Origin of the sequence: Mycobacterium gordonae (genome assembly GCF_017086405.1) — a bacterium.
GTDB lineage: Bacteria > Actinomycetota > Actinomycetes > Mycobacteriales > Mycobacteriaceae > Mycobacterium > Mycobacterium gordonae_D.
This window is the reverse complement of record NZ_CP070973.1, coordinates 6780558-6803751: the sequence shown is the minus strand read 5'-3', so window position 1 is coordinate 6803751 and position 23194 is coordinate 6780558. Positions and strand designations below refer to the sequence as shown.

Annotated in this window: 20 protein-coding genes, 1 tRNA gene, 1 other RNA gene and 1 pseudogene; 12 read left to right on the top strand and 11 right to left on the bottom strand. The window is 68.4% G+C overall.

Annotation, left to right across the window (positions count from 1 at the left end; all coding sequences use genetic code 11):
• Positions 1–4: 4 nt before the first annotated feature.
• Complete coding sequence (locus JX552_RS29395; RefSeq protein WP_205875311.1) at positions 5–1114, bottom strand: hypothetical protein; 1110 nt, start codon at positions 1112–1114, stop codon at positions 5–7.
• The gene (locus JX552_RS29390; RefSeq protein WP_205875310.1) at positions 1111–2439 is read right to left on the bottom strand and encodes a hypothetical protein; all 1329 of its coding nucleotides are present in this window, start codon (positions 2437–2439) and stop codon (positions 1111–1113) included. The genes JX552_RS29395 and JX552_RS29390 overlap by 4 nt, the downstream gene beginning before the upstream one ends.
• 84 nt (positions 2440–2523) lie before the next feature.
• Here JX552_RS29390 and JX552_RS29385 point away from each other — a divergent pair, with 84 nt between their 5' ends.
• Positions 2524–2889: a hypothetical protein gene (locus tag JX552_RS29385; protein WP_241010768.1), complete on the top strand. Its 366-nt coding sequence runs from the start codon at positions 2524–2526 to the stop codon at positions 2887–2889.
• A 2-nt stretch (positions 2890–2891) separates the two neighbouring features.
• Here JX552_RS29385 and JX552_RS29380 read toward each other — a convergent pair whose 3' ends face one another.
• From JX552_RS29380 to JX552_RS29370, 3 genes and pseudogenes are all read right to left on the bottom strand, one after another.
• A complete protein-coding gene (locus JX552_RS29380) occupies positions 2892–4250 on the bottom strand; it encodes a CHAT domain-containing protein (protein WP_205875309.1) in 1359 nt (452 codons plus the stop codon).
• Positions 4247–5991, bottom strand: a pseudogene (locus tag JX552_RS29375) (ATP-binding protein). Before JX552_RS29375 ends, JX552_RS29380 begins: the two are co-directional and overlap by 4 nt.
• 83 nt (positions 5992–6074) lie before the next feature.
• Positions 6075–6560, bottom strand: a complete 486-nt coding sequence (locus JX552_RS29370) for a lipoprotein LpqH (RefSeq protein WP_241010767.1) — start codon at positions 6558–6560, stop codon at positions 6075–6077.
• Positions 6561–6600: 40 nt separating this feature from the next.
• On the opposite strand from JX552_RS29370, the gene JX552_RS29365 reads away from it, so the two are divergent.
• Positions 6601–7488 (top strand): enoyl-CoA hydratase/isomerase family protein, encoded by an 888-nt coding sequence (locus JX552_RS29365; RefSeq protein WP_241010766.1) that lies wholly within the window; start codon positions 6601–6603, stop codon positions 7486–7488.
• A 4-nt stretch (positions 7489–7492) separates the two neighbouring features.
• On the opposite strand, the gene lucA is transcribed toward JX552_RS29365, so the two are convergent.
• Entirely contained in the window at positions 7493–8371 is an 879-nt protein-coding gene (gene lucA / locus JX552_RS29360) for a lipid uptake coordinator LucA (RefSeq protein ID WP_205875306.1), read from the bottom strand.
• Between the two features lie 97 nt (positions 8372–8468).
• A tRNA-Ser gene (locus JX552_RS29355) sits at positions 8469–8554 on the bottom strand.
• Between the two features lie 80 nt (positions 8555–8634).
• Here JX552_RS29355 and ffs point away from each other — a divergent pair.
• From ffs to JX552_RS29325, 6 genes are all read left to right on the top strand, one after another.
• Positions 8635–8729, top strand: an RNA gene (gene ffs, locus JX552_RS29350) — signal recognition particle sRNA small type.
• A 41-nt stretch (positions 8730–8770) separates the two neighbouring features.
• Complete coding sequence (locus JX552_RS29345; protein WP_205875305.1) at positions 8771–10039, top strand: aspartate aminotransferase type Ic; 1269 nt, start codon at positions 8771–8773, stop codon at positions 10037–10039.
• A 462-nt stretch (positions 10040–10501) separates the two neighbouring features.
• Entirely contained in the window at positions 10502–12613 is a 2112-nt protein-coding gene (locus tag JX552_RS33570; protein WP_205875304.1) for a PE-PGRS family protein, read from the top strand.
• Between the two features lie 147 nt (positions 12614–12760).
• A complete protein-coding gene (locus tag JX552_RS29335) occupies positions 12761–13405 on the top strand; it encodes a YncE family protein (RefSeq protein WP_205875303.1) in 645 nt (214 codons plus the stop codon).
• A 102-nt stretch (positions 13406–13507) separates the two neighbouring features.
• The gene (locus JX552_RS29330; RefSeq protein ID WP_205875302.1) at positions 13508–15310 is read left to right on the top strand and encodes a DNA polymerase III subunits gamma/tau; all 1803 of its coding nucleotides are present in this window, start codon (positions 13508–13510) and stop codon (positions 15308–15310) included.
• A gap of 74 nt (positions 15311–15384) precedes the next feature.
• Positions 15385–15822 carry an SRPBCC family protein gene (locus tag JX552_RS29325; protein WP_205875301.1) on the top strand — a complete coding sequence of 146 codons (438 nt, stop codon included), beginning with the start codon at positions 15385–15387 and terminating at the stop codon, positions 15820–15822.
• Here JX552_RS29325 and JX552_RS29320 read toward each other — a convergent pair.
• Positions 15819–16580, bottom strand: coding sequence for an Rv3717 family N-acetylmuramoyl-L-alanine amidase (locus JX552_RS29320; protein WP_205875300.1), 762 nt, complete (start codon positions 16578–16580; stop codon positions 15819–15821). The genes JX552_RS29325 and JX552_RS29320 overlap by 4 nt on opposite strands.
• A gap of 98 nt (positions 16581–16678) precedes the next feature.
• Between JX552_RS29320 and JX552_RS29315 the strand changes: the two genes are divergently transcribed.
• From JX552_RS29315 to JX552_RS29305, 3 genes are all read left to right on the top strand, one after another.
• Positions 16679–17026 (top strand): YbaB/EbfC family nucleoid-associated protein, encoded by a 348-nt coding sequence (locus tag JX552_RS29315; protein WP_083271033.1) that lies wholly within the window; start codon positions 16679–16681, stop codon positions 17024–17026.
• Between the two features lie 8 nt (positions 17027–17034).
• On the top strand, positions 17035–17646 hold the full coding sequence (gene recR, locus JX552_RS29310; protein ID WP_069432948.1) for a recombination mediator RecR: 612 nt from the start codon (positions 17035–17037) through the stop codon (positions 17644–17646).
• A gap of 82 nt (positions 17647–17728) precedes the next feature.
• The gene (locus JX552_RS29305) at positions 17729–18196 is read left to right on the top strand and encodes a PE family protein (RefSeq protein WP_205875299.1); all 468 of its coding nucleotides are present in this window, start codon (positions 17729–17731) and stop codon (positions 18194–18196) included.
• On the opposite strand, the gene JX552_RS29300 is transcribed toward JX552_RS29305, so the two are convergent.
• Together JX552_RS29300 and JX552_RS29295 are read right to left on the bottom strand one after the other, a co-directional pair.
• Positions 18193–18909, bottom strand: coding sequence for a type 1 glutamine amidotransferase (locus JX552_RS29300; protein WP_205875298.1), 717 nt, complete (start codon positions 18907–18909; stop codon positions 18193–18195). The genes JX552_RS29305 and JX552_RS29300 overlap by 4 nt on opposite strands.
• Positions 18902–20131, bottom strand: coding sequence for a Mur ligase family protein (locus tag JX552_RS29295; protein ID WP_205875297.1), 1230 nt, complete (start codon positions 20129–20131; stop codon positions 18902–18904). The genes JX552_RS29300 and JX552_RS29295 overlap by 8 nt, the downstream gene beginning before the upstream one ends.
• 72 nt (positions 20132–20203) lie before the next feature.
• Here JX552_RS29295 and JX552_RS29290 point away from each other — a divergent pair, with 72 nt between their 5' ends.
• Positions 20204–21196, top strand: a complete 993-nt coding sequence (locus JX552_RS29290; protein WP_205875296.1) for a DEDDh family exonuclease — start codon at positions 20204–20206, stop codon at positions 21194–21196.
• Here the strand turns inward: JX552_RS29290 and leuA are convergent.
• Complete coding sequence (gene leuA / locus JX552_RS29285; RefSeq protein WP_205875295.1) at positions 21193–22995, bottom strand: 2-isopropylmalate synthase; 1803 nt, start codon at positions 22993–22995, stop codon at positions 21193–21195. The two genes, JX552_RS29290 and leuA, sit on opposite strands and share 4 nt — an antisense overlap.
• Between the last annotated feature and the right edge of the window lie 199 nt (positions 22996–23194).

Below are 23194 nucleotides of genomic sequence, written 5' to 3'. Positions count from 1 at the left end.
AGTCTCAATAGGAGGACTCGCTGGCCAGTACTTCGGCAAGGTAGGCATCGGGCGGCGGTTGGTCCAGCCGTGCCCGCACCCAGGCGCGGACCCGGTCCCGGGCTTCCCGGGGTTCGCTCGTCGCCGCCACCGGGGCCCCGACGACTACCGAGGTCGCCGGCCAATCGTGGTTCCAGGCGGCCGATTCCGTCAGGACGCCGCGCCGGGCGTCGATCAGGGGGACGGCGGCCCGACCGCCGGGGTCTAGGGCGGCGGCGCCGGTGACGTCGCCGGACCGCACCCGCACCGCGATGTCGGTGGCCGGGTGTGGGCCGATGACAGCCGCGCGCACCACGGCGACGACGGCCGGACCGGCTGCCTCGACGCTCCAATCGACCGTGTCCTCGGCCGCGTCGAAGATGCCCGGCGGCACCGCCCCCCAGTTGATCGATGCGACGCCCCGTCCGATCGCGGCGTGCGATCGAGGGTCGGGCTGCGCACCCGCGGCCAACGCGTAGTCGTCGCGGTACCCGGTCGGCATGGTCGGAGCCAGGTTCGAATCCGCCGCCGCGTCCGACAGCTCCGTCCAGTCCGCGCCGTCCAGGCCGACTTCGTCGGCGAGCTCGGCGCCGGCCCGCACCAGTTCACGTATCCGTCCGTCACCGGTTCGTGCGTGACCGATCAGAGCGGCGGCGTGCGGCGCGAGCAGTTGGGTCACATCGGAATCCAGGGTGTCGTCGGTGAAGTAAGCCTGTGCGCGCACCGTGAGCAGAGCCACCTCGACGTCGAGCAGGGCCCGGTCGAGGGCGGGGATGCCGTCCCGCAGACTGGCCGGCCACCACCGCCGCAGCCAGTGTCCGAGCGCGAGGCGGTGCAGCGGGGCCACCGTCCCGGCGGCGATGTCGAAACCGGCGACTCCTTGATGCGGGTCTTCGACCGCCGACAGCAGCGCGACGTGGCCGGACTCGCCGGTGAGCCGCCACAGCCAGTCGGCGCGGGAGGGATCGGTGAAGGTGATGTTGGCGGCGTCGGCCGGGTCAGCCGGGCTGTCGATGATCCAGGACAGCACGGCGCCGCTGACTTCCAGCACCGCGACCAGGGGCAGGGGCTGCTCGACGTCTTCCACCAGTCTCATCCGGCCACCTGCAATTCCAGCATCGACTTGATTCGTTGCCGGTGGTCGAGGCTGACCGACCTGGCGACACCCTCCAGCAGCGACCGCACGTCGTCGACGTCCTGGCAGGGCTCCTGCCAGACATCGCGCCCGTGTAACCGCGCCCACAGCCGGCTTAGATACGGCTGCCGATACCGCGCCAGGTCGTCGACCACCTGCTGTTGCCGCGGATGGATCGGTCCGCCCTCGGCCAGATACCGCCGCGCATGCAGCACGTAGGCCTCCTTGCGCAGTCGTGCCTGGATCTGGGCGGCCAATGCGTAGTGGTTGGTGGCCGACCGGTCCAACGGCGCGAGTTCGCCGGCTACCTCGATCCCGGTGACCAACGTCGCCTGCTTGTCCTCGGCCAGCAGCCCCCACGGCGCGCAGGCCCGGTCGACTTCCTCCTCGCACAGCAGTGGAACGTCGGGCAATGCGTCGCGGTCCAGGGCGCGCCGCAGTGTGGAACGCACCCGATCCACCACGGTGCGATCCAACGGGCGGTCACCATCGGCACCGCCGGACACCGGCGGAGGGCGTTGCGGGGCAACGGAACTCAAGCCGAGTTCGACGATCGACCACGGCGGCTGCGCGTCGTCGACCCGGACCAGGGTCCCCAGGTTGAACGGCGTGGGGTCGGCGATCACCGCAGACCACACCCGTTGGCGGGCGGTGGCCGCGGTGTGGCTCCGGGCCGGGCCGAGCACCGTGGTCAGCGCCGCGAGCAACGGTTCCAGCACAACGGTTTCGGGCCGGACGTCGGCCCAGCTGGCCTCGAGTTGCGCCGTCAGGGTCGCTACGACGCCCGGCTCGGCGATGTAGTCGTTGAGTACCTCGATTGCGGTGCGGTCCCGGCCCTGGTGTATCTCGTGCAGCACCGCGGCGGCGGCCTCGCGATCCTGCGGTGTGGGTGCGCCTTTGGTCACCGCGAGCTCGAAGCACACCGGGAAGTACAGCTCCTGGGCGTTGCCGCTGCGGATCCGCAACCTGCGGCGCTCGAGTTTGAGCACTTCGAACCAGGCTGCGGCGAAACGTAATTGGCTGGCGTTCCCGACGATCAGGTCGTGCATCTCGGCCGCGATGTCGCCGCCGACCACCGGTGCGGAATATTGCGGGTTGGAGCGCAGTCGCAGAACCAGCGGATCGATGATGCGCTTGACGGTACGGGTCAGGGGACCGCCGTCGTCGCTGCTCAACACCTCGACACCGGGACCGATTGCCTGCCACGCCCGATCGATCACCGCGCGGCGGGGTTGGCCCGTCGCACGGCTGTAGGTGGCAGGCGGTGCCTGCGGATCGGCGCTCATCACCACAGGATAGGGGCACCGGTAAAAAACCCGGTACCCGAAAAGTTGGGTTCGGTAGCGCCGTAGACACTTGAAGCTGGTCGCATGAACATGTGGATGGCCATGACCGGTCTTGCCGTTGCGGGTATCGCCGCCGTGGTGGTCGGCCGGACCGCCTGCGCTGCCGGGCGCGGTGCGGACGGCCTCGCCGTCGGGGTGGGCACGGTGCGCACCGTGGTCGACGAACAGCCGGAAGCCGTTGGCGGAGAACGCCAGATCTGGATCGAAGTCTCCAGCGTGCACGGCGACAGCTTCATCGGCCGGTTGATGCACGATGAGGCCGACGCGGACCTGTCTGCCCTACGCCCGGGACTAGTCATGCTGGTAGCCTTCGATCCCGCTGCCCGCGAGCAGCTTTCGCTGCCCGACGACGTGCTGGCCGTGCGGGCATCGGGGTCGGAGCTGGCCTGAGCTCACCGCGCGCCATCTACGGCGAAGGTCACCAGCGCCGCCCAGAACAACGGGCTGGCACTGGTGTCGCCGCCGCGCCAGCGGCGCATTTGCGCGCGCTGCCAACGATTGACGGCACATCCTGCGTCGGGTTCTTCGTGCGCGGCGTCGACTGCGCTCGCCGCCTCGGCCATGGGATCGGAATCGTCTGGGACCGTGGTGAATTGCCGATACGCCGCGGTGGTGGGCAGCGACCAGAGGGTGGCGGTCACCAGCTGCGCTCCGCCCAGGATCATCGCCGCCACCAGCCCGGTCGCCTCGTCGAACTGGTAATCACCGCCGGACGCACACGCCAGCAGGGCCACTCGGGGTGGCATCGGCAACCGCAGCGACATCAGATCCGATGCGGTCAGGGGGCGATGATTCCCGATGGCCTCCGCGTCGCCGGGTGCGGCCGCGGTGCACGCGAGATGCAGTGCGGCCCGGTCGGCCTGGGCCGAGTCGCCATCGGCGGAGCTGGCATGTCCGACGTAGACAAGCCGGCTCGGACGCTGTGCCAGCGCGCCCGCCAGCCACGTTCGGTCAGCGTCCGGGCGCCGGAAAAGCTCGACCGAACTGGCGACGGCCGGTAGCACCGCGCGCCGCTGCATCACCTCGGCGAAGTACCGCGCCAGTGGCGTGTGCTCCGAGGGTCTGCCGAGCACCGAGCCCAGTGCCGAATCCGGCCGCTGTCCCGGCACCCTCGGATCGAGGACAAGGATCGGGGGGCCGTCCCGTCTGGCGTCCCACCGGTCGGCGGTGCGCGGTGCATGAACGATGTTCTGCGGCACCGCCAGCAACACATCGGCCAACTCCATCAACCGATGGCCGTCCGTATGTTCCCGGATGTCCGCCAGTTGCCAGGGGATGCGGGCGGCGACCCGGCCGCTGGCGGTGATCGCCTCTTGGCGGGCCCGCACCAGTTCCTCTTTGCCAGGACCGGACTTCGGTAGCGCCAGCAGCCCCCAGGGCACCCGGGCCAGGCGCGCGCTGGGGGAGACGAACAGCGTCGGCCGCGGCGATGCGACGCACTCCGCCAGCAATTTCCACCCGGCCTCGCCGATCAGCAGCACGCCGAGAATGTAGGCGGTGGTCAGCTCGGTTTCCGGGCTGGCGAACCCTCCCCGCGACAGGGATCTTTCGATGGCGTCCCGGCGGCTCTCGTCCCCGTACGGCTCGGGGAGTGCGCCGGTGAGTTCTTCCAGTGCCGCCAACAGCATCGGCTCCTCCACCAGCCAATTGACGGTGCGGGTCGGATCTTCGACCACCCACAGGCTCGCGTAGGTGGCGATTCCGACGTCGGCGTACCGCAGCACCAGAGTCTGCCGGTCCGGATCGCTCACGGCCAGGTGGCCCAGGCCGGCTCGGACGCGGTGACCGCACGGCCGTACCGTTGTAGCGCCAGTTCGCGGTAGTGGCTCATGATCGGCCCCGTCCCGGGTTGCATCTGCAGTGGAGGCAGCGGCCCGAGTGTGGTCAGGGAAGCAGTGTCTGGCGCCGACGGTCCGGCCGCCGCGGTCGCCGGTGCGAGTTCGTCACCGGCGTCGACGAATGCGGTTGCGGCAGCCGTCGACTCCCATTCACCGACTCGGCGCTGTGGCTTTTCGTTGTTGAAAGTTCCGCGCGCGCTGTGGTATTCGACCAATTCACTGACCAGCTGGGTATTCTCCCATTCCCAGGAAACCGCGAAGGCGCTCGCCAGGATGGGTGCCGAAATGCTTGCCGCCCAACGTGATCGCGCATCAGCATCGGCGATCGAATAGCGCACCGAGTCGACGGCCAGAGCCGCGGGTATCTTGAGTTCGGCGGCCTGCTCCAATTTAGCCATGGCGCGCCGGTATTCCGCGGTGCCCACCTCGCCGCGCAGCAGTCCCAGCGCCTCGGCCTGCCGGGCCTCGGTTTCCTGCAGCGACTCGTCGGGGTCGCCCGAACCGTCGAATCCCAGGTCAGACAGCGCATCGGCGCGCCACACCGTTCCGAGGTGGTTGTCGAGCAGGGCGTACTGCAGCCAGCTACTGCGCGGGGAGGAGTCGAGCAACTCGCGAGCCTGGGCGATCAGCTCGACCGCGTCGGCGAACCGGCCCCAGAAGATAGCGATCCAACTGCGCTGCAACAAGATACGGTGCAGATACAAGGGTTTACCCAGTTCGCGCCAGTGCCGTTCGGCCTGTTCCCAGCAGCGGTCGGCTTCTTCCAGTGCGCCACCGGCCAGCCGGGTCAGACCCAGGTATAGCCAGCAGCGTGAGACGTCGTGTGCCCGCGCGTAGCGGCTGATCACCTGGTAGGCCTCCGACGCGAGCTGCTCGGTACCGACGTGGTCACCGATCGACCAGGCGGCTGCGGCGCGTTCCAATTGTGTTCGAGCGGCAGCCAATTCCCAGCCTTTGGCCTCCGCCCGCGCGCCCGCGCGGCGCAGCCAGGGCTCGGCCTCGGACAGACGCCCGGTTTCGACGCAGAATCGACCGTAGTGGGTGGCCGCCATAACCCAGATGTGATCGGCGTATTCGGCAGCGGCGCCGGCCCGGTGCGGAATGTCGAGCACCTGCTTCCACAACGCAACGGACTGCACATGCAGGTCGTCGTCGCACAGTGCCGTCGCGCACAGCACCCGGGCGTGGGTGAGCAGAGCACCACCTTCCTCGGCGAGGTCGGGGAACTCGGTTCGCGGTTCGGCCAGCACATCCAGACGGGCCCGGCCTCCTCGTGCCGACCCTCTGCCGCGGCCAGACCGATCTGTAGGAACTGTGCGCGCCGCGAGTAACGGCAGATCATCCGCTCGATCTCGTGGTGCGGCATGTGCACCTGCTCGGCCGCCTGCGGGGAGCTACCGGCCAGAATGCTCCGGTAAATGGCCAACGGTTCATGAATGCGCCGAATGCATTCGCGCACGCCTTCATTCGCGCCCCGGGCCAGGTAGATCGCACCGAGCTGAGCAAAGACCTCCAGGGCCAGGTCGTCGCGATCCGCCTGCTCGATGCGCGGCATCAGCGACAGCAGCAGGTCTCGCGAGGCGTCCTCGTCGGCCGCGAGCGCCAGGCCGTGGGCCTGTGCAAGGGCACGTTCGAGGTCGTCGGAGATCGACACGGCTGCATCATAAGTCTGGATCGGCCGGCCAATCCGGAACGGCGGACATGCAGTGCATGCCCGCCGTGCCGAACCACCCCGGATCAGCCGCACGAGACCTTGATGTTGAAGTCCTTGGTGATCATCCCGGCCATCGGGTTCTTTAGGTCGGCGCCCTCGGCCTGACCGGTGATGGTGTAGGTCTTGCCGTCTACCGACACCTTGGCCGACCCCACCTTGGAGCCCATGTTGTCCGCGACCGACAAGGCGTTGCCGTCGACGACCATGGCCAGCGACTCAACCGTGGGCGGGTTGCCGTCGGCCATGACCACGGCTAGGGCCTGCTGGCCGCCGGTCGAACCACTGCCGATGTTGATCTTGCCGCCCTGCTTGACGCAGGTCACCGAGGAGGGGTTCAAACCGGGCAGGTCCGAGCCGCCGACCTTGACCTCGGTACCGGCCCCACCGTTGGTGGCCACGCTGGCCGGGCCGCCCGAAGCCGGGCTGGCACTGTGGCCGCCGCTGGAGCAGCCGACCAGCGCCGACGCGCAGCCAAGGGTTCCGATCGCCACCGCGATTACACGCTTCACTGGACTTCCTTCCGTAATGCGCCGCCCCAATGGCGTCGTCATGGCAGAAGTACAGATCGTCGCTCGCGCTACCGATCCCAATTATGGTGGCGCCGCGGCACGCCTTGGCGCGATCGCAGGCGGCTATCACCGGGTGTGCCACCGGCCATTGCCCCGATATCCCAGGGATCCTGGTGTAGTAGGGACTGTGATCGACGTCAAAGCCACAGGTTCTGTCCACGTGCTAACCCTGTCGTCGGGTCGGGTGAATGCTCTCGATGTCGACCTTCTCGGCGAACTGACCGAGGTGGTCGCGCGGCTGGCGCAATCAGGTGGCGAAGCGCTGGTCATCACCGGCGGCGGAAAGGTGTTCTCCGCCGGGGTCGACCTCAACCGCGTGGTCGAGGGTGGGTCGGCGTATACCGATCGGCTGGTGCCGGCGCTGTCCGACGCGTTCGAGGCGGTGTTCGGCTATCCAGGCCCGACGGTGGCCGCGATCAACGGCGCCGCGATTGCCGGCGGCTGCGTGCTGGCGTGCGCCTGCGACTGGCGCCTGGCCAGCCCCGAGGCGCAGATCGGGGCGGCCGAGGTTCGGGTCGGAGTGGCGTTTCCGGTCGCTGCGCTCGAAGTCATCCGCTATGCCTGCGGTGACCACGCCGAGGAAGTCGTGCTGGGCGCACGCAACTACCGCGGTGATGACGCCGTCGCCAGAGGTTTGGCCCACCGCGTCGTCGCCGATGACGTGCTCGGCGCGGCCGTTGCGGAGGCAACCGACCTCGCCGCTATTCCGCCGCAGGCGTATGGCCACACGAAATTTCAGCTGCGCGGTCCGGCGCTGGCCCGCATTCGTGCCGCTGCCGACATCGACGGTGAGGTCCGCGAGATCTGGGGAGCCCCGCGGACGTTGCGGGGCATTGCCGACTATGTGGAGCGCTTGCGTCGCCGGTGAGGAACTACTCCTCGACCGCGACGCCGCCTCGGGTGCGCCGCCGGCGATGCGAAGTCTTGCCGGTGGGACGGCGGTTGCGAAGCCGCGCCGACGTTTCCACGGTCTTTTCGGACGTGGGGGCCGGCGCTTCGACGGTTTCCGCGCTGGCCTCGTCGTCCGTAGCAGCCTCTGCGGCAGCCTCGTCGCCGGTTTCCGCACTGACTTCCGCGGGGGCTTCCTCGGTCTCGGCGTCCTCGGTCTCGGCGTCCTCGGTCTCGGCGTCCTCGGTCTTTTCCGTTTCCGCGGTCTCGTCGGTGTCGGCGGCTTCGTCCGTGTCTTCGACGGCCTCGTCTTCTTCGTCTTCTTCGTCGTCGGTGCCTTCGTCGTCCTCGTCGACAGCCTCGACGGCCTTCCCGCGCTTCTTGCTGCGGGCCCGGCGCTCCTTGACCTTCTTCGGCTTGATCGGTTTCGGCGGCGGCGGGGGCAGCTCAGCGACGAACGACAGGTAGAACGCAAGGAACCCAAGCACGCCGATCGCGGCAGCAGCCCCGTAGATCGCGAACAGCCACTGACCGGCGGTGTCCAGGCTGAACCAGTGCTCGCTGATCGCGGTGCCGATGATCAGTACCCCGGCGAGTACGTGGGCCACGATCGAGCAGATCCTGATGGTCAGTGCCAGCTGCGGCGTCGCCAGTTCCGGCTTGCGGGTGCGCAGCAGGGTAAACACCACCGGCAAAGCGGCCAGCCCGAGCAGGGCACCGGTCACGATACGCAGCGTCATCCCCGGCCCACTGCCGATTTCGCCCATCAACTCGGGCCACCGCGGCAAGACGAAATAGAAGAAGAGGACGCCGGCGCCGATCGTGAACAATGCGTGCCACAAGATGGCGACCTTGCGCCCCATACCACTCCCTCAAGCTGGTCGACTCGAGCCGCCGAACGTTGACCGGGCCCGATCGTCGGTTCCGGCATCGGTCCTGGTCAAACGGCAGACCGTACAGCGGAGGATGCGGGATTTGAACCCGCGAGGGCTGTTAACCCAACCCGCGTTCCAGGCGAGCGCCATAGGCCACTAGGCGAATCCTCCGTGGTCATGGTAACTGCTGATGCGGGCCGGGTGTTCTCGCGGCCGCCGCCGCGTCGAGAAAGCCAGGTACTACACTCGCCGGTGGACCCCGCGCGGCGTCTATCCTGTGAACTCCCCCAGGGCCGGAAGGCAGCAAGGGTCAATGGGCTCTGTCGGGTGCGCGGGGTCCCCTTTGTGCCCACGCGTGAAATGCGTTTTCGAGGGGAAGGGTCCCTGGTGTCGTTCGACTCCCTCAGCCCTGCGGAGCTCGCGGCTCTGCACGCGCGCCACCAGCAGGAATATGCGGACCTGCAGGCCAAGAAGCTGTCTTTGGACCTCACGCGCGGAAAACCGTCCCCCGAGCAGCTCGACCTGTCCAACCCGTTGCTGACCCTGCCCGGCGATGACTTCCGGGACCCGGAGGGCGCCGATACCCGCAACTACGGCGGCCTGCACGGGCTACCCGGCCTCCGCGAGATCTTCGCCGAGCTGCTCGGCCTGCCGGTGCAGAACCTGATCGCGGGCAACAACGCCAGCCTGGAGTTCATGCACGACGCGGTCGTCTTCTCCATGCTGCACGGCGGCGTGGACTCGCCACGGCCCTGGAAAGATGAGCCGGCCGTCAAGTTCCTGTGCCCCGTGCCCGGCTACGACCGGCACTTCTCTATCACCGAGACGATGGGCATCGAAATGATCCCGGTCCCGATGCTCGAGGATGGCCCGGACGTCGACCTGATCGAGGAACTGGTCGCAGCGGACCCCGCGATCAAGGGGATGTGGACGGTTCCGGTGTTCGGCAACCCCACCGGGATCACCTACTCCTGGGAGACCGTGCGGCGGCTGGTGCAGATGAAGACCGCGGCGCCGGACTTCCGGCTGTTCTGGGACAACGCCTATGCGGTGCACACGCTCACGCACGACTTCGTTCGGCAGGTGGACGTGCTGGGCCTGGCTACCAAGGCCGGCAACCCCAACCGGCCGTACATCTTCGCCTCTACCTCCAAGATCACCTTCGCCGGCGCAGGCGTGTCCTTCTTCGGCGGATCGCTGGGAAACATCGCCTGGTACCTGCAGTACGCCGCCAAGAGGTCGATCGGGCCGGATAAGGTCAACCAACTGCGGCACCTGCGCTTCTTCGGCGATGCCGACGGGGTGCGCCTGCACATGCGGCGCCATCAGCAAATCCTGGCGCCGAAGTTCGCGCTGGTGGCCGAGATTCTGGCGCAGCGGCTCGGCGAATCCAAGATTGCCTCGTGGACCGACCCCAAGGGCGGCTACTTCGTCAGCCTGGACGTGCTGCCCGGCACGGCGCGCCGCACCGTCGCGCTGGCCAAGGACGCCGGCATCGCGGTCACCGAAGCGGGCGCGTCGTTCCCGTACCGCAAGGACCCGGAGGACAAGAACATCAGGATCGCCCCATCCTTCCCGTCGCTACCGGACCTGCGCGACGCGGTCGACGGGCTGTCGACGTGTGCGTTGCTGGCGGCGACGGAGTCACTGCTCTAGCGATTGACTCTGCGCTCACGGTGCAGCAGTGCGACTTGGCCGCCACCCTGGACGCAGAATCAACTTCGCCCGGGCGCAGGTTTGCCCACTACCGCGAAGGCGCCGTGCGTTCGCACCCGGGGGGAACGTTCGCCATTCCATCGGTCGTCTGAATTTGCGCTCGCGCACAATTGTGTTGATTGCAGATGAAGTAACTGGGCGCGCGCAGATGTCGCCCTGCGCCCACGGCGACACAAGATGAGTACCCTCCGCCCTGGACGCAGCGTCAAGGGTCGCTGTCGAGGGTGCGTTGCTGACGGAGGCGGGCACGAAGATCCCCGATAACCCGCTCCGGATGATGGCACTGATCTAGAGCGTTCCTGACGAGATCCGGGCTTGCCGGCTTTCTGACGCCGAGATCGCTGGTTTCGGCTGCCGCACCGTCCTAAGATTTGGGATCGCGGGGTGGTGGTTGGAGGCGTGATGTCGACCCATGTGACGACCGTCCCAGCGGCGCTGGCCGTAACGTCGGCGGATTTGGACAGGATCGGCGCGGCGGTGCGGTCGGCTTCAGTGTCCGCCGCGCCCCCCACGGTGGCGTTGGTGCCGGCGGCAGTCGATGAGGTGTCGTTGGCCGTCTCAACGTTGTTCGGTCGCTACGCGGCGGAGTTTCAGGCGCTGGGCGCGCAGGCGGCGCAGGTTCATGAGCGGTTCGTGCAGGTGCTGCGCGCGAGTGCGGCCGCTTACGCGGGTGCTGAAGCCGCCAGTGTGTCGCCGTTGCAGGCACTGGAGCAGTCCGTGCTGGGAGTGATCAATGCGCCGACTACTGCATTGTTGGGGCGGCCGTTGATCGGTGACGGGGCGCCCGGAGGGGCTGGGACGGGACAGGCCGGCGGGGACGGCGGGTTGTTGTGGGGTAGCGGTGGTGCGGGCGGATCCGGGGCGCCAGGGCAGCCCGGCGGCAACGGTGGGTCGGCGGGTCTGTTCGGCAACGGGGGGGCCGGCGGTGCCGGCGGGGCCGGCGTCGGTGGGGGTGCCGGCGGAGCGGGCGGCACGGGGGGTGCCGGCGGGTGGTTAGCCGGGGCCGGCGGGGCCGGGGGTTTCGGGGGGACCGGCAGCGCCAGTGCCACAGGAGTGGGCGGGGCCGGCGGCTCTGGTGGGGCTGGTGGTGCCGGTCGGGCGCTGTGGCTGGGGGTAGGTGGGGCCGGAGGCTCAGGCGGAGCCGGAGGCTCAGGCGGAGCCGGCGGTTCCAGCCTCATGGTGGGCAGTGCTGGCATCGCCGGCGGAAATGGCGGGGTGGGTTTCGCCGGCGGGATAGGGGGGCAGGGTGGGGCCGGCGGGTCCAGCTGGGGGCTGCTCGGTGTCGGTGGCGCCGGTGGTGCCGGCGGTAACGGCGGGTCCGGTGGCTTCGGTGGGGTCGGTGGAGCAAGCACGACGTGGGGCGTAGCCGGCGGGATCGGCGGCACCGGCGGGGTTGGTGGTGACGCCGGGTTGGGTGGTGTGGGCGGCGCGGCTGGAATTCTCGGTTCGGGATTGTTCGGGTCCGCGGGATTGGCGGGCGTCACAGGTGTCGGGGGTTCCGGCGGAGGAGGTGGTACCGGCGGTCAGGGCGGTGCGAGTGCCGCCGGTTTCAGCGCGGCCGGAGCGATCGGTGGCACCGGCGGTGCGGCCGCCGGGCAGTTCGGTGGCGTGGGCGGGACGGGAGGCACCGCCGGCAGCAGTGGCACCGTGACGACGATAGGCGGCTTTGCTACGCCGACCGGTGTGGCGGTCAACCCGGGGGGCAACGTCTACGTCACCAACGCTGGCAACGCGACAGTAGCGATGATCGATCCGGTGACAAACACCGTGGTCGGTTCGCCCATCGGCGTCGGTGTCTCTCCGCGCGGGTTGGCAATTGTTCCGGGTGGCAACATCTACGTCGCAAACGTGTCGAGCGACACCGTGTCGGTGATCGACCCCGCCACCAATACCGTCATCGGTCCGCCCATCGGCGTCGGACACAGTCCAACGGCGGTGGCGATCAAGCCTGGTGGCAATGTGTATGTCACCAACCTCAGCAGCGGCACGGTCTCGGTGATCAATCCCGCCACCAACTCGGTGGTCGGCCCGCCCATCGGCGTCGGCATTACTCCATCCGGGGTGGCAGTAAATCCGGTTGGCAATGTCTATGTCGCCAACTCCAACAGTGACACAGTCTCAGTGATTGATCCTGCCACCAATTCGGTGGTTGGTCCGCCCATCAGCGTCGGCGATACGCCTAGCGGGATGGCGATCAGTCCGGCCAGCGGGTACATCTACGTTGCCAACATCACCAGCCAGACCATGTCGGTGATCAACCCCGCCACCAACCTTGTCACTGCGACCATCGCGATTGGCGACTTTCCCCGGTTTGTGGCCGTCAGCCCGACCAGCGGTTTCGTCTTCGTCACGACAGGGAACGACGCCGTTACGGTGATCAACCCAGCCACCAATGCCGTCACCGCCACCATCACCGTCGGCGAGTTGCCTGGCGGCCTCGCGGTCAATCCCGCTACCGGCGCGATTTATGTCGCGAACCGCTTCGGCAACTCGGTGTCAGTGATTTCCGGGTAGGTGTTCCAAGCCGACGGGTTTCACTCTGTCCTCACGGCGGGCAAGTGGGACTTGGATTCAGGTGGTCGCCGCCCAGGGCGCAGGATCAACGCCTCGGGTGTGGCCTGGGTTTAGTCTGGGACGCCGTTCACGCCTGGATCGCCGGGGTTGCCGCTACCCGCCTTTAGCAGCAGTGCCGCCGGTTATGTGGTCAACTCCGGCAGCAATACCGTCTCGGTTATCGACCCTTCTTCGAATGCCGTTACGACGACCATTGGCGTCGGTTCCGCCCCGGTAGGGATGGCGATCAACCCGGGAGGCGACGCCTATGTCACCAACCAGGGAAGCGACACGGTGTCGGTGATCGAACCGAACAGCAATACCGTGATCGGATCGCCGATCGGTGTCGGCACCGATCCTTTTGGGGTTGCTGCCGACTCAATCGGCCACGTCTTCGTTACGAACTTTAGCGACAACACCGTCTCGATGATCAACTCATTCAGCAATCCCGTCATGGGATCACCGATCGGAGTGGGTCAGTCACCGCTTGCGGTGGCGGTCAGCCCGGTCAGCCCGGTCAGCCCGGTCAGCCCGGTCAGCCCGGTCAGCCACTATGCCTTCGTCAGCAATTACGGTAGCGGCACGGTGTCGGTGATCGACCCGGTCACTCACACCGTCACCGCCGCCATCGGAGTCGGTGCTAATCCGTGGGGTGTGGCGGTCGACCCTTGCACCGGCGCGGTGTACGTTGCCAACCGCGCTAACAACACGGTTTCGGTGATCAGCGGATTGAGCGTCGTCGCTCTCTGCTGAGCCGCGGGGCGTGCATCGTCACCGGGCGGGGCTTGATGGCCCGCTTCCTCCTCGCGCCCTCCGGGGCGCGCATCGTCACCGGGCGTCGGTAGCCTGCTCACCGTGGCTCTCTACCGCAAGTACCGACCGGCAACCTTCGCCGAAGTGGTGGGGCAGGAGCACGTCACCGAGCCGCTGTCCATCGCGCTGCAGGCGGGCCGGATCAACCACGCCTATCTGTTCTCCGGGCCACGCGGCTGCGGGAAGACGTCCTCGGCGCGCATCCTCGCGCGATCGCTGAACTGCGAGCAGGGCCCGACGCCCACGCCGTGCGGTGTCTGCGACTCGTGCCAGGCGCTGGCGCCCAACGCGCCGGGCAGCATCGACGTCGTCGAACTCGACGCGGCCAGCCACGGCGGCGTCGACGACACCCGGGAACTGCGCGACCGCGCGTTCTACGCCCCGGCGCAGTCCCGCTACCGGGTGTTCATCGTCGACGAGGCGCACATGGTCACCACTGCGGGCTTCAACGCGCTGCTCAAGATCGTCGAGGAGCCGCCCGAGCACCTCATCTTCATCTTCGCCACCACCGAACCGGAGAAGGTTCTCCCGACAATCCGCTCGCGCACCCACCACTACCCGTTCCGGCTGTTGCCGCCGCGGACCATGCGGGCGCTGATCGGCCGGATCTGCGAGCAGGAAGGCGTGGTCGTCGACGAGGCGGTGTATCCGCTGGTCATCCGTGCCGGCGGGGGTTCGCCTCGCGACACCCTGTCGGTGTTGGATCAGCTGGTAGCCGGCTCGGATGGCGGCCGCGTTCATTACCAGCGCGCCCTGGGGTTGCTCGGCGCGACCGACGTGGCACTGATCGACGACGCCGTCGACGCCCTCGCCGCCGGCGACGCCGCGGCCTTGTTCGGGGCGGTCGAGTCGGTGATCGACGCGGGCCACGACCCGCGGCGCTTCGCCACCGATCTGCTGGAGCGCTTCCGCGACCTCATCGTGCTGCAGGCGGTGCCCGACGCGGTGTCGCGCGGTGTGGTCGATGCGCCCGAGGACATTCTCGACCGGATGCGCGAGCAGGCGGCCCGTATCGGCCCGGCCACCCTGACCCGCTACGCCGAGGTGGTGCAGGCCGGCCTCGGTGAGATGCGCGGTGCGACGGCCCCACGCCTGCTGCTGGAAGTGGTGTGCGCGCGACTGCTGCTGCCCTCGGCATCCGATGCCGAGTCCGCGCTGCTGCAGCGCGTCGAACGCATCGAGACCCGGCTGGCCATGTCCATCCCGGCCGCTGAATCAGAACCGGCCGCGCCCGCGGCCCCCGCCCGCCCGGTCCCCGTGCGCCGCTCGATGCAGCGGCCGGCCGCCCCGGAGCGCGCGCCCGACCCCGCTCCGGTGCCGGAACGTAAGCCCGAGCCGCCCCCGGCGCCCGCGCCAGAGCCGGTCCCGCCGCCCGCGGCTTCGGCCCCGGGCGAACTCAACGCGGCGGCGGTACGGAGTATGTGGCCGACAGTGCGCGACAAGGTCCGAGAACGCAGCCGCACCACCGCGGTGATGCTCTCCGGCGCAACGGTCTTAGCCGTAGAGGACAACACGCTGGTGCTGACGCACGAGGCCGCCCCGCTGGCCAGGAGGCTGTCCGAACAACGCAACGCCGACGTCATCGTCGAGGCACTCAAGGACGCCCTGGGGGTGAACTGGCGGGTGCGTTGCGAGACCGGCCCTCCGGCCGTTGCCGACATCAGTACGGTGCCGGTGAAGGTCGAAGAGCCAGTGCCCGAGCCGGATTCGGCGCAGCGCGACGAAGAGGAGAGCATGCTTGCCGAAGCCGGCCGCAGCGACCCGTCGCAGCCGCGCCGTGACCCCGAAGAGGTCGCGCTCGAGCTACTGCAGAACGAGTTGGGCGCGCGGCGCATCGACGGTTGACGGCGCAATGCGGCCGCCGGCCACCTATATCGTGGTCCTCGACAAACGCCTATCACAGCAGAGGAGTGCACCTGATGGGACAGGTGAAAGCATCCAGCACCGTCTTGATCGACGTCGAGCCCGCCAAGGTGCTCGACGCGGTTGCCGACTACAGAACCGTCCGCCCGAAGATCCTCTCCCGGCAGTACAGCGAGTACGAGGTACTCGAGGGCGGCCAGGGGCAGGGCACCGTCGCCAAGTGGCGGCTGCAAGCGACCGAGTCGCGGGTGCGCAATGTGCAGGTCAACGTCGACGTTGCGGGTCACACCGTCATCGAGAAGGACGCGAATTCGTCGATGGTGATCAACTGGACGGTGGCCCCCGCCGGGCCCGGGTCCAGCGTCACCTTGACGACCACCTGGAACGGCGCCGGCGGCGTCAAGGGATTCTTCGAGAAGACGTTCGCACCGCTGGGGCTGAAGAAAATCCAGGGCGAAGTGCTGGACAACCTGAAGAAGGAAATCGAAAGCTAGCGCGCCTGACCCTGCGTAGCCAGGAATCCGGCCACGCCCCGCACCAGCGCATCGGCGTATTTCTGCCTGCCCTCCGCGGACTCCATCAGCGCCGAGTCCGCGGGGTTCTTCATGTTGCCCAGTTCGACGAGTATCGACGGGTACTGAGCCAGGTTGAGCCCGGCCAGGTCAGCGCGCCCGTAGAGGCCGCCCTGGCCGATGTAGTTGGCGGGCGGGATGCCCGAGGCCTGCAGCTGGTCACGCATGACGCGGGCGAACTGCACCGACGGGCCGGCCTGGGCGGCGTTCAGCGGTGGGGCGGAGTAGTTGACGTGGAATCCCCGTCCGGACGCCGGCCCACCGTCGCCGTGCAGGCTGACGACGGCGTTGGGGTGCATCGCGTTGGCCATGTTGGCGCGCTCGTCGACGCACGGGCCCAGGGCGTTGTCGTTGCCGCGTGACATGGCGGTGCGCACACCCAGTGCGTTGAGCGCGGCGCGCAGGCGCAGCGCGGTGTCCCAGGTGAAGGTGTGCTCCGGATAGCCGCTGTTGGTCGCCGTGCCGCTGGCCTGGCAGTCTTTGGTGCCGCCGCGACCGGTGGGCACCTGCCGACCGATGGACGCGTCATTGGCGCCGTTGTGGCCGGGATCGATGAACACCACCATTCCGGCGAGGCTCCCAGGCGCTGCGACCGCGGTCGGCAACAGCGGCATCCCGGCTGCAACGAGCACCCCGATGACCATGGCGATCCCGACACGCAGGCTTAGACGTACGTCCACTGCGCCAAGGTAACGCGCCGCGGACTACGCTGAATGTTTCGAATCGCCCGACAACCGCAGGCGAAACCAACTCGAGACCAAGATGCGAGGGGACTGTCATGCAACCCGGAGGCGATATGTCGCAGCTGCTGGCGCAGGCGCAGCAGATGCAGCAGAAGTTATTGGAAGCTCAGCAGCAATTGGCCAACTCTGAGGTGCATGGTCAGGCCGGCGGAGGATTGGTCAAGGTCGTAGTCAAAGGCAGTGGTGAGGTCGTCGGCGTCACGATCGACCCCAAGGTCGTCAACACCGATGACATCGAGACCCTGCAGGACCTGATTGTCGGCGCGATGGGCGACGCATCCAGGCAGGTCACCGCGATGGCGCAGGAGCGCCTCGGTGCGCTGGCCGGTGGCATGCGCCCGCCGGCTCCTCCGGGACCGCCGCCCGGTGTGCCGGGGGTCTGAACTTCGGAATGTTTGAGGGACCGGTTCAGGATCTCATCGACGAGCTCGGCAAGTTGCCGGGCATCGGGCCCAAAAGCGCGCAACGCATCGCTTTCCACTTGTTGTCGGTGGAACCACCGGACATCGATCGGCTCACGGCGGTGCTCGCCAAGGTCCGCGACGGAGTCCGGTTCTGCGCTGTGTGCGGCAACGTGTCCGACGACGAGCGATGCCGGATCTGCGCCGATCCGCGCAGGGACGGTTCGCTGGTGTGCGTGGTCGAGGAGCCGAAGGACATCCAGGCCGTCGAGCGCACCCGCGAATTCCGCGGCCGGTATCACGTCCTCGGGGGTGCGCTCGATCCCCTGTCGGGAATCGGGCCCGAACAATTGCGTATCCGCGAACTGCTGACCCGGATCGGTGAGCGCGTCGACGACGTCGACATCGCCGAGGTGATCATCGCCACCGACCCCAACACCGAGGGCGAGGCGACTGCGACCTATCTGGTCCGGATGCTGCGCGACATTCCTGGTCTGACCGTGACGCGCATTGCGTCCGGGTTGCCGATGGGCGGTGATCTGGAGTTCGCCGATGAGCTGACCCTGGGTCGCGCGCTCACCGGCCGCCGCGCCATGGTCTGAGCCGCTTCACTGCTAACGCTTCGGGCCTGACGAGCGAAGTACATCTCGGGCGTCCGCGCGGTACGCAGCAGAAGGGGCACAGATGTCGTTTGTAAGCGCACGACCGGAGTTGCTGGAAGCGGCATCGGTGGACCTCGCGGAGATCGGGTCCACCCTCTCGTCGACCAATGCCTTCGTGGCAGCGCCGACGATGGCGGTGCCGGCGCCCGGCGCCGACGGCGTGTCCGCGGCGATATCGGCGATGTTCGGCTGGCACGGCCAGGCATATCAGCAGCTGAGCGCGCAGGCCAGCGCCTTTCACGACCAGTTCGTGCAGCTGCTGAGGGCGGGCGCGCAGTCGTATTCGACGGTGGACGCCGCCAATCGGGCCGCGTTGCAGGCCGAGACAGCCGGCAGTGCAGGTGCTGCTGGCGTCGGGCCCGCGGCTGGATCCGCGATCGCGCTGGAAGCCCAGATCACCCCGGTGGTCGGCCATGCGGCGGCGGACACCCCGCTCTATGCCGCGTTGGCGAACAGCCCGGCGTTCGAGGGCTTGAGCGACTGGCTCTAGCGCGCGCCGAGGCGTTCGCGCCGCAACAACTCCACCTCGGACAGCTCCAGCGGCGCCAACTCGCCCACCACCTTGCTCAGCAGATAGTCGGCCAGCTCCGGGTTGCGCGCCAGACACGGCCCGTGCATATACGTCGCCACCACGCTGCCCTGCACCACGCCGTCGAAACCGTCGCCGGCCCGGTTGCCGGCGCCCTTGGTGACCGCGGCCAGCGGCGACGCGGCCGATCCCAGCACCGTGCCGCCGCGGTGGTTCTCGAAACCGGTCAACCGCTCCGTCAACCCGGGTAGCAGCGGCTTGGACACCAGCTCGCCGATGGTTCGACTGTCTTGCGGCGAGGTCGTCGCATCCAGCATCCCGACGCCCTCCACCCGCTCCCCCGAAGAGGTTTCGTACCAGTGCCCGAGCACCTGGACCGCGGCGCAGATGGCCAGCACCGGTGCACCGCGGTCGGCCGCCCGCTGCAGCCCCGGGTACTGCAACAGATGCCGGGTGGCCAATCGCTGCGCATAGTCCTCCGCGCCACCCAACGTGTAGAGGTCCAGCGAGTCGGGAACCGGATCGGCCAGCGTGATCTCGACGATCTCGGCCGCGATACCGCGCAACCGCAACCGCTGCCGCAGCACCACCGCGTTGCCGCCGTCGCCGTAGGTGCCCATCACGTCGGGCAGCACGAGGCCGATCCGCACCGGGTCCGCTCGCAAGTCAGCCATGCCGCGCCAACCTCCGGTTCAGCTGCAGGAAAGCGGTGTAATTGGCCAGCACCTCGACCCGCCCGGGCGGGCAGGATTCGATGGCCGCCACGGTGTCGTGTACCAGGGTGTGCTCGACGCCGGCGTACCCGAGCCGTACCGCGAGGTCGGTACCTCGCTCGCCCGCAGCTACCACCCGGGTGTCCTCGAAGTTTTCGAACCGCACGTCCCACAGCCACGACAAGTCTTCGCCGTCGGGCACCTGGCCGTTGACCGCGATCACCACCCCGTCGGCGTGCTTGTCCACCATCGACAGCGCTTCCTGCCAACCGGCTGGGTTCTTGGCCAGCAGGATTCGGGCCTGGTGCGGGCCGATCCGGACCGTCCGGTAGCGCCCGGCGACTTCGTCGACCAGGCAGACGGCGGCCACCGCCTTGGCCGGGTCGGCGCCCAGCGCGACGGCGGCCGCCACCGCCTGGGCCGCGTTGCCGCGGTTCACCGCCCCCGGTAGCGCCAGGCGCATCGGGACGGCCACTCCGCCGGGTCCAAACAGCGTTTCGTCGTCGAACCACCACTGCGGGCTGGGCCGCTTGAAGTCGGCACCTGTGGAGTACCACTGGGCCCGCTCGCGCACGATCACCTCGCCGCTGCGCGGGCAACTCACCGAGTCGTTCGCCCAGGAACCGCCCGCGGCCACCCACACGACGTTGGAGCTGTCGTAGGCGGCAGAGGTCATCAGCACGTCGTCACAGTTGGCGACCACGACCGCATTCGGATGGCGAGCCAGGCCGGCCCGCAGGGTGCGCTCGATGACGTTGATCTCGCCGACCCGGTCCAGCTGGTCACGGGACAGGTTGAGCAGCACGACGGCGGTCGGCTCGATCGCATCCGACACGTGCGGCACGTGCATTTCGTCGACTTCCAGTGCTGCCAGGCCCGCCCGCCGATCTGCAGCCAGCGCCGCCACCAGCCCGGCGTCCATATTGGCGCCTTCGGCGTTGGTGGCCACAGCTCCCAGGGTGCCCAGGGCGGCCGCGGTCATCCGGGTGGTCGTGGACTTGCCGTTGGTGCCGGTGACGATCACCGTGCGCCGGCCGGCCCCCAGTTGTCGCAATATCGACCGGTCTAGGGTCATCGCGACCAGACCGCCGATCATGGCGCCGGCACCGCGACCGGTGACGCGCGACGCCCAGCGCGCGCTTGCCCCGGCGGCCAGGGCCAGACGTGCGCGAGTGGTGATCACCCGTGCAGGTTAACCGCCGACACGACGCGTCAGCGACTCCGTGATGTCGGTCCGACGTGCCATTCTCAAGCCATGAACCGGATGTGCTGGGGTCGGCCGGCGCGGGAGCCGGACGCCGGATGGGCCGTCATCGACGTCGAGACCTCGGGCTTTCGCCCGGGTCAGGCGCGGATCCTCAGCGTCGCGGCGCTGGGTCTCGACGCCGACGGTCGGGTCGAACAGTCCGTTGTGAGCTTGCTCAATCCGGGGGTGGATCCCGGTCCCACGCATGTGCACGGGCTCACCGCCGCGATGCTGGAAGATCAGCCACAGTTCGCCGACATCGTCGATGAGCTGGTCGATCTGCTGCGCGGACGCACGCTGGTGGCACACAACGTCGCCTTCGACTATTCGTTCCTAACCGCCGAGGCCGAGATCGCCGGCGTCGAGCTGCCGGTCGATTCCGTCATGTGCACGGTCGAGCTGGCCCGGCGGCTGGAACTCGGCCTCGACAACCTGCGATTGGAGACCCTTGCCACGCACTGGGGCGTCACCCAGGAACGCCCGCACGACGCGTTCGACGACGCGATGGTGCTGACCGGGATTCTGGCCCCCGCACTCGTAAGGGCGCGTGACCGCGACATCTGGTTACCGGTGCACCCGGTGACCCGGCGCCGCTGGCCCAACGGCCGGGTGACGCACGACGAGCTGCGACCGCTGAAGGCGCTGGCGGCCCGGATGCCCTGTCCCTACCTCAACCCCGGCCGCTACGTCATTGGCCGGCCCCTGGTGCAGGGCATGCGGGTGGCGCTGGCCGCCGAGGTGCGACGCACGCACGAGGAACTCGTCGAACGCATGCTGTTCGCGGGGTTGGCCTATAGCGACGACGTCGACCGGGAGACCTCCCTGGTGGTGTGCAACGAGACCGCTCCCGAGCAGGGCAAGGGCTATCACGCCCTGCAGCTGGGCGTGCCGGTGGTTTCCGACGTGCAGTTCATGGACGGCGTCGGTGCGGTGGTGGGGGGCCGCAGCATGGAGGAATTCGCCGACACCGCGATGGTGGACGAACAGTTCGCGCTGTTCTAGCGTGAAGCGCGGTTGACCGCCGACACCACCGCCCGCAATGACGCGGTGGTGATCGACGGCGCGATGCCCACGCCCCACACTGTGCGCCCCGACACCGAAGCCTCCACATAGGCGGCCGCCTGCGCGTCGTCGCCGGCGCTCATCGCATGCTCGGAGTAGTCCAGCACTGCCACGTCGAACCCGACGGTCCCCAGCGCATCGACGAACGCGGCCAGTGGGCCGTTGCCGGCTCCACTAATCTCGGTCTCCGCGCCGTCGATCTTGACGGTGGCGGCGATGCTGGTGGTGCCGGTGTCCTCCTCGGACGCGTCCACGCGTTGCTTGATGCGTTCCAGCGGCAGGATCGGCGCCAGGTATTCCTCGGAGAACGCCTCCCACATCTCCTTGGGCGAGACCTCGCCGCCCTCGCCGTCGGCCATCTTCTGAATGACCTGGGAGAACTCGATCTGCAGCCGCCGCGGCAGGGCCAGGCCGTGGTCGGCCTTCATGATGTAGGCCACCCCGCCCTTGCCGGACTGCGAGTTGACCCGGATCACCGCCTCGTAGGTGCGGCCGACGTCTTTGGGGTCGATCGGCAGATACGGCACCTGCCACAGCATGTCCTCGACGTCGGTGTCGGCCGCGTCGGCGTCGACCTTCATCTGGTCCAGACCCTTGTTGATGGCGTCCTGGTGGCTCCCGGAGAACGCGGTGTAGACCAGGTCGCCGCCGTAGGGATGGCGTTCGTGGACCGGCAGTTGGTTGCAGTACTCCACGGTGCGACGGATCTCGTCGATGTTGGAGAAGTCGATCTGCGGGTCGACGCCGCGGGAGAACAGGTTGAGCCCCAGCGTGACCAGGCAGACGTTGCCGGTGCGTTCACCGTTGCCGAACAGGCAGCCCTCGATCCGGTCGGCGCCGGCCTGATACCCCAATTCGGCCGCGGCGACGGCGGTTCCGCGGTCGTTGTGCGGGTGCAGGCTCAGAATGACGGATTCGCGGCGCGCCAGGTTGCGGCTCATCCACTCGATCGAGTCGGCGTAGACGTTGGGTGTCGCCATCTCCACGGTGGCTGGCAGGTTGAAGATGATCGGGTTGTCCGGAGTCGGCTGGATGACCTCGCCGACGGCGTCGCACACCTGCTTGGCGTACTCCAGTTCGGTCCCGGTGTAGGACTCCGGGGAGTATTCGAACCGCCAGCGGGTGCCGGGGTACTTCGCCGCCTCCTCGATGCACTTGCGTGCGCCGGCGGTGGCGATCTCCTGCACGGCGGCCCGGTCGGCGCGAAAGACGACGCGGCGCTGCAGGATCGAGGTGGAGTTGTAGAAGTGCACGATGACGTTCGCCGCGCCCTCGCATGCCAGGAAGGTGCGCTCGATCAGCTCGGGCCGGCACTGGGTCAGCACCTGGATGGTGACGTCGTCCGGGATGGCGCCGTCGGTGATGATGTCGCGGACGAAGTCGAAGTCGGTCTGGCTGGCCGAGGGGAACCCGACCTCGATCTCCTTGTAGCCCATGCGGACCAGCAGGTCGAACATGCGGCGCTTGCGCGCCGGGCTCATCGGGTCGATCAGTGCCTGGTTGCCGTCGCGCAGGTCCACCGCGCACCACAGCGGTGCGTTCTCGGTGACGCGGTCAGGCCAGGTGCGGTCGGCCACCCGGATGGGCTCGACTTCGTCGGCGAACGGCCGGTACCGGTGAACCGGCATCGCCGTCCCGCGCTGCGGATTCCACGCCGGCTGGCCGGGCCTGGGCGGGCCGGCGGGTTTGTTGATGGTGCGCGCTGAGGTGTACGCGTCGGGTGAATCGGGATTAGTCACGGTCGTTGCTCCAGGGATGTTTGAGAAGGAACCTCAGACCGGCGCATCGCGAACACCCGCGACGGGAAGCCGGTCTGGATCAGACCCCGTCGCGGCGTCCGAGAAGGAGCACCCGCTGCACGGACTGCACTCTACCGCGCCCGGGGCTTCGGCCAAAACCGCTCCGGGAGCCGCTGGACCGTCCCGAGCCGGCAGCATC

Bases quoted from the DNA above. Each gene is read 5' to 3' on its own strand.
- JX552_RS29315 (WP_083271033.1), top strand. From the start codon at position 16,679: ATGCAACCCGGAGGCGATATGTCGCAGCTGCTGGCGCAGGCGCAGCAG.
- JX552_RS29290 (WP_205875296.1), top strand. From the start codon at position 20,204: ATGAACCGGATGTGCTGGGGTCGGCCGGCGCGGGAGCCGGACGCCGGA.
- JX552_RS29390 (WP_205875310.1), bottom strand. From the start codon at position 2,439: ATGAGCGCCGATCCGCAGGCACCGCCTGCCACCTACAGCCGTGCGACG.
- recR (WP_069432948.1), top strand. From the start codon at position 17,035: ATGTTTGAGGGACCGGTTCAGGATCTCATCGACGAGCTCGGCAAGTTG.
- JX552_RS29300 (WP_205875298.1), bottom strand. From the start codon at position 18,909: ATGGCTGACTTGCGAGCGGACCCGGTGCGGATCGGCCTCGTGCTGCCC.
- JX552_RS29305 (WP_205875299.1), top strand. From the start codon at position 17,729: ATGTCGTTTGTAAGCGCACGACCGGAGTTGCTGGAAGCGGCATCGGTG.
- JX552_RS33570 (WP_205875304.1), top strand. From the start codon at position 10,502: ATGTCGACCCATGTGACGACCGTCCCAGCGGCGCTGGCCGTAACGTCG.
- JX552_RS29395 (WP_205875311.1), bottom strand. From the start codon at position 1,114: ATGAGACTGGTGGAAGACGTCGAGCAGCCCCTGCCCCTGGTCGCGGTG.
- JX552_RS29325 (WP_205875301.1), top strand. From the start codon at position 15,385: ATGGGACAGGTGAAAGCATCCAGCACCGTCTTGATCGACGTCGAGCCC.
- JX552_RS29365 (WP_241010766.1), top strand. From the start codon at position 6,601: ATGGCAGAAGTACAGATCGTCGCTCGCGCTACCGATCCCAATTATGGT.
- JX552_RS29385 (WP_241010768.1), top strand. From the start codon at position 2,524: ATGAACATGTGGATGGCCATGACCGGTCTTGCCGTTGCGGGTATCGCC.
- lucA (WP_205875306.1), bottom strand. From the start codon at position 8,371: ATGGGGCGCAAGGTCGCCATCTTGTGGCACGCATTGTTCACGATCGGC.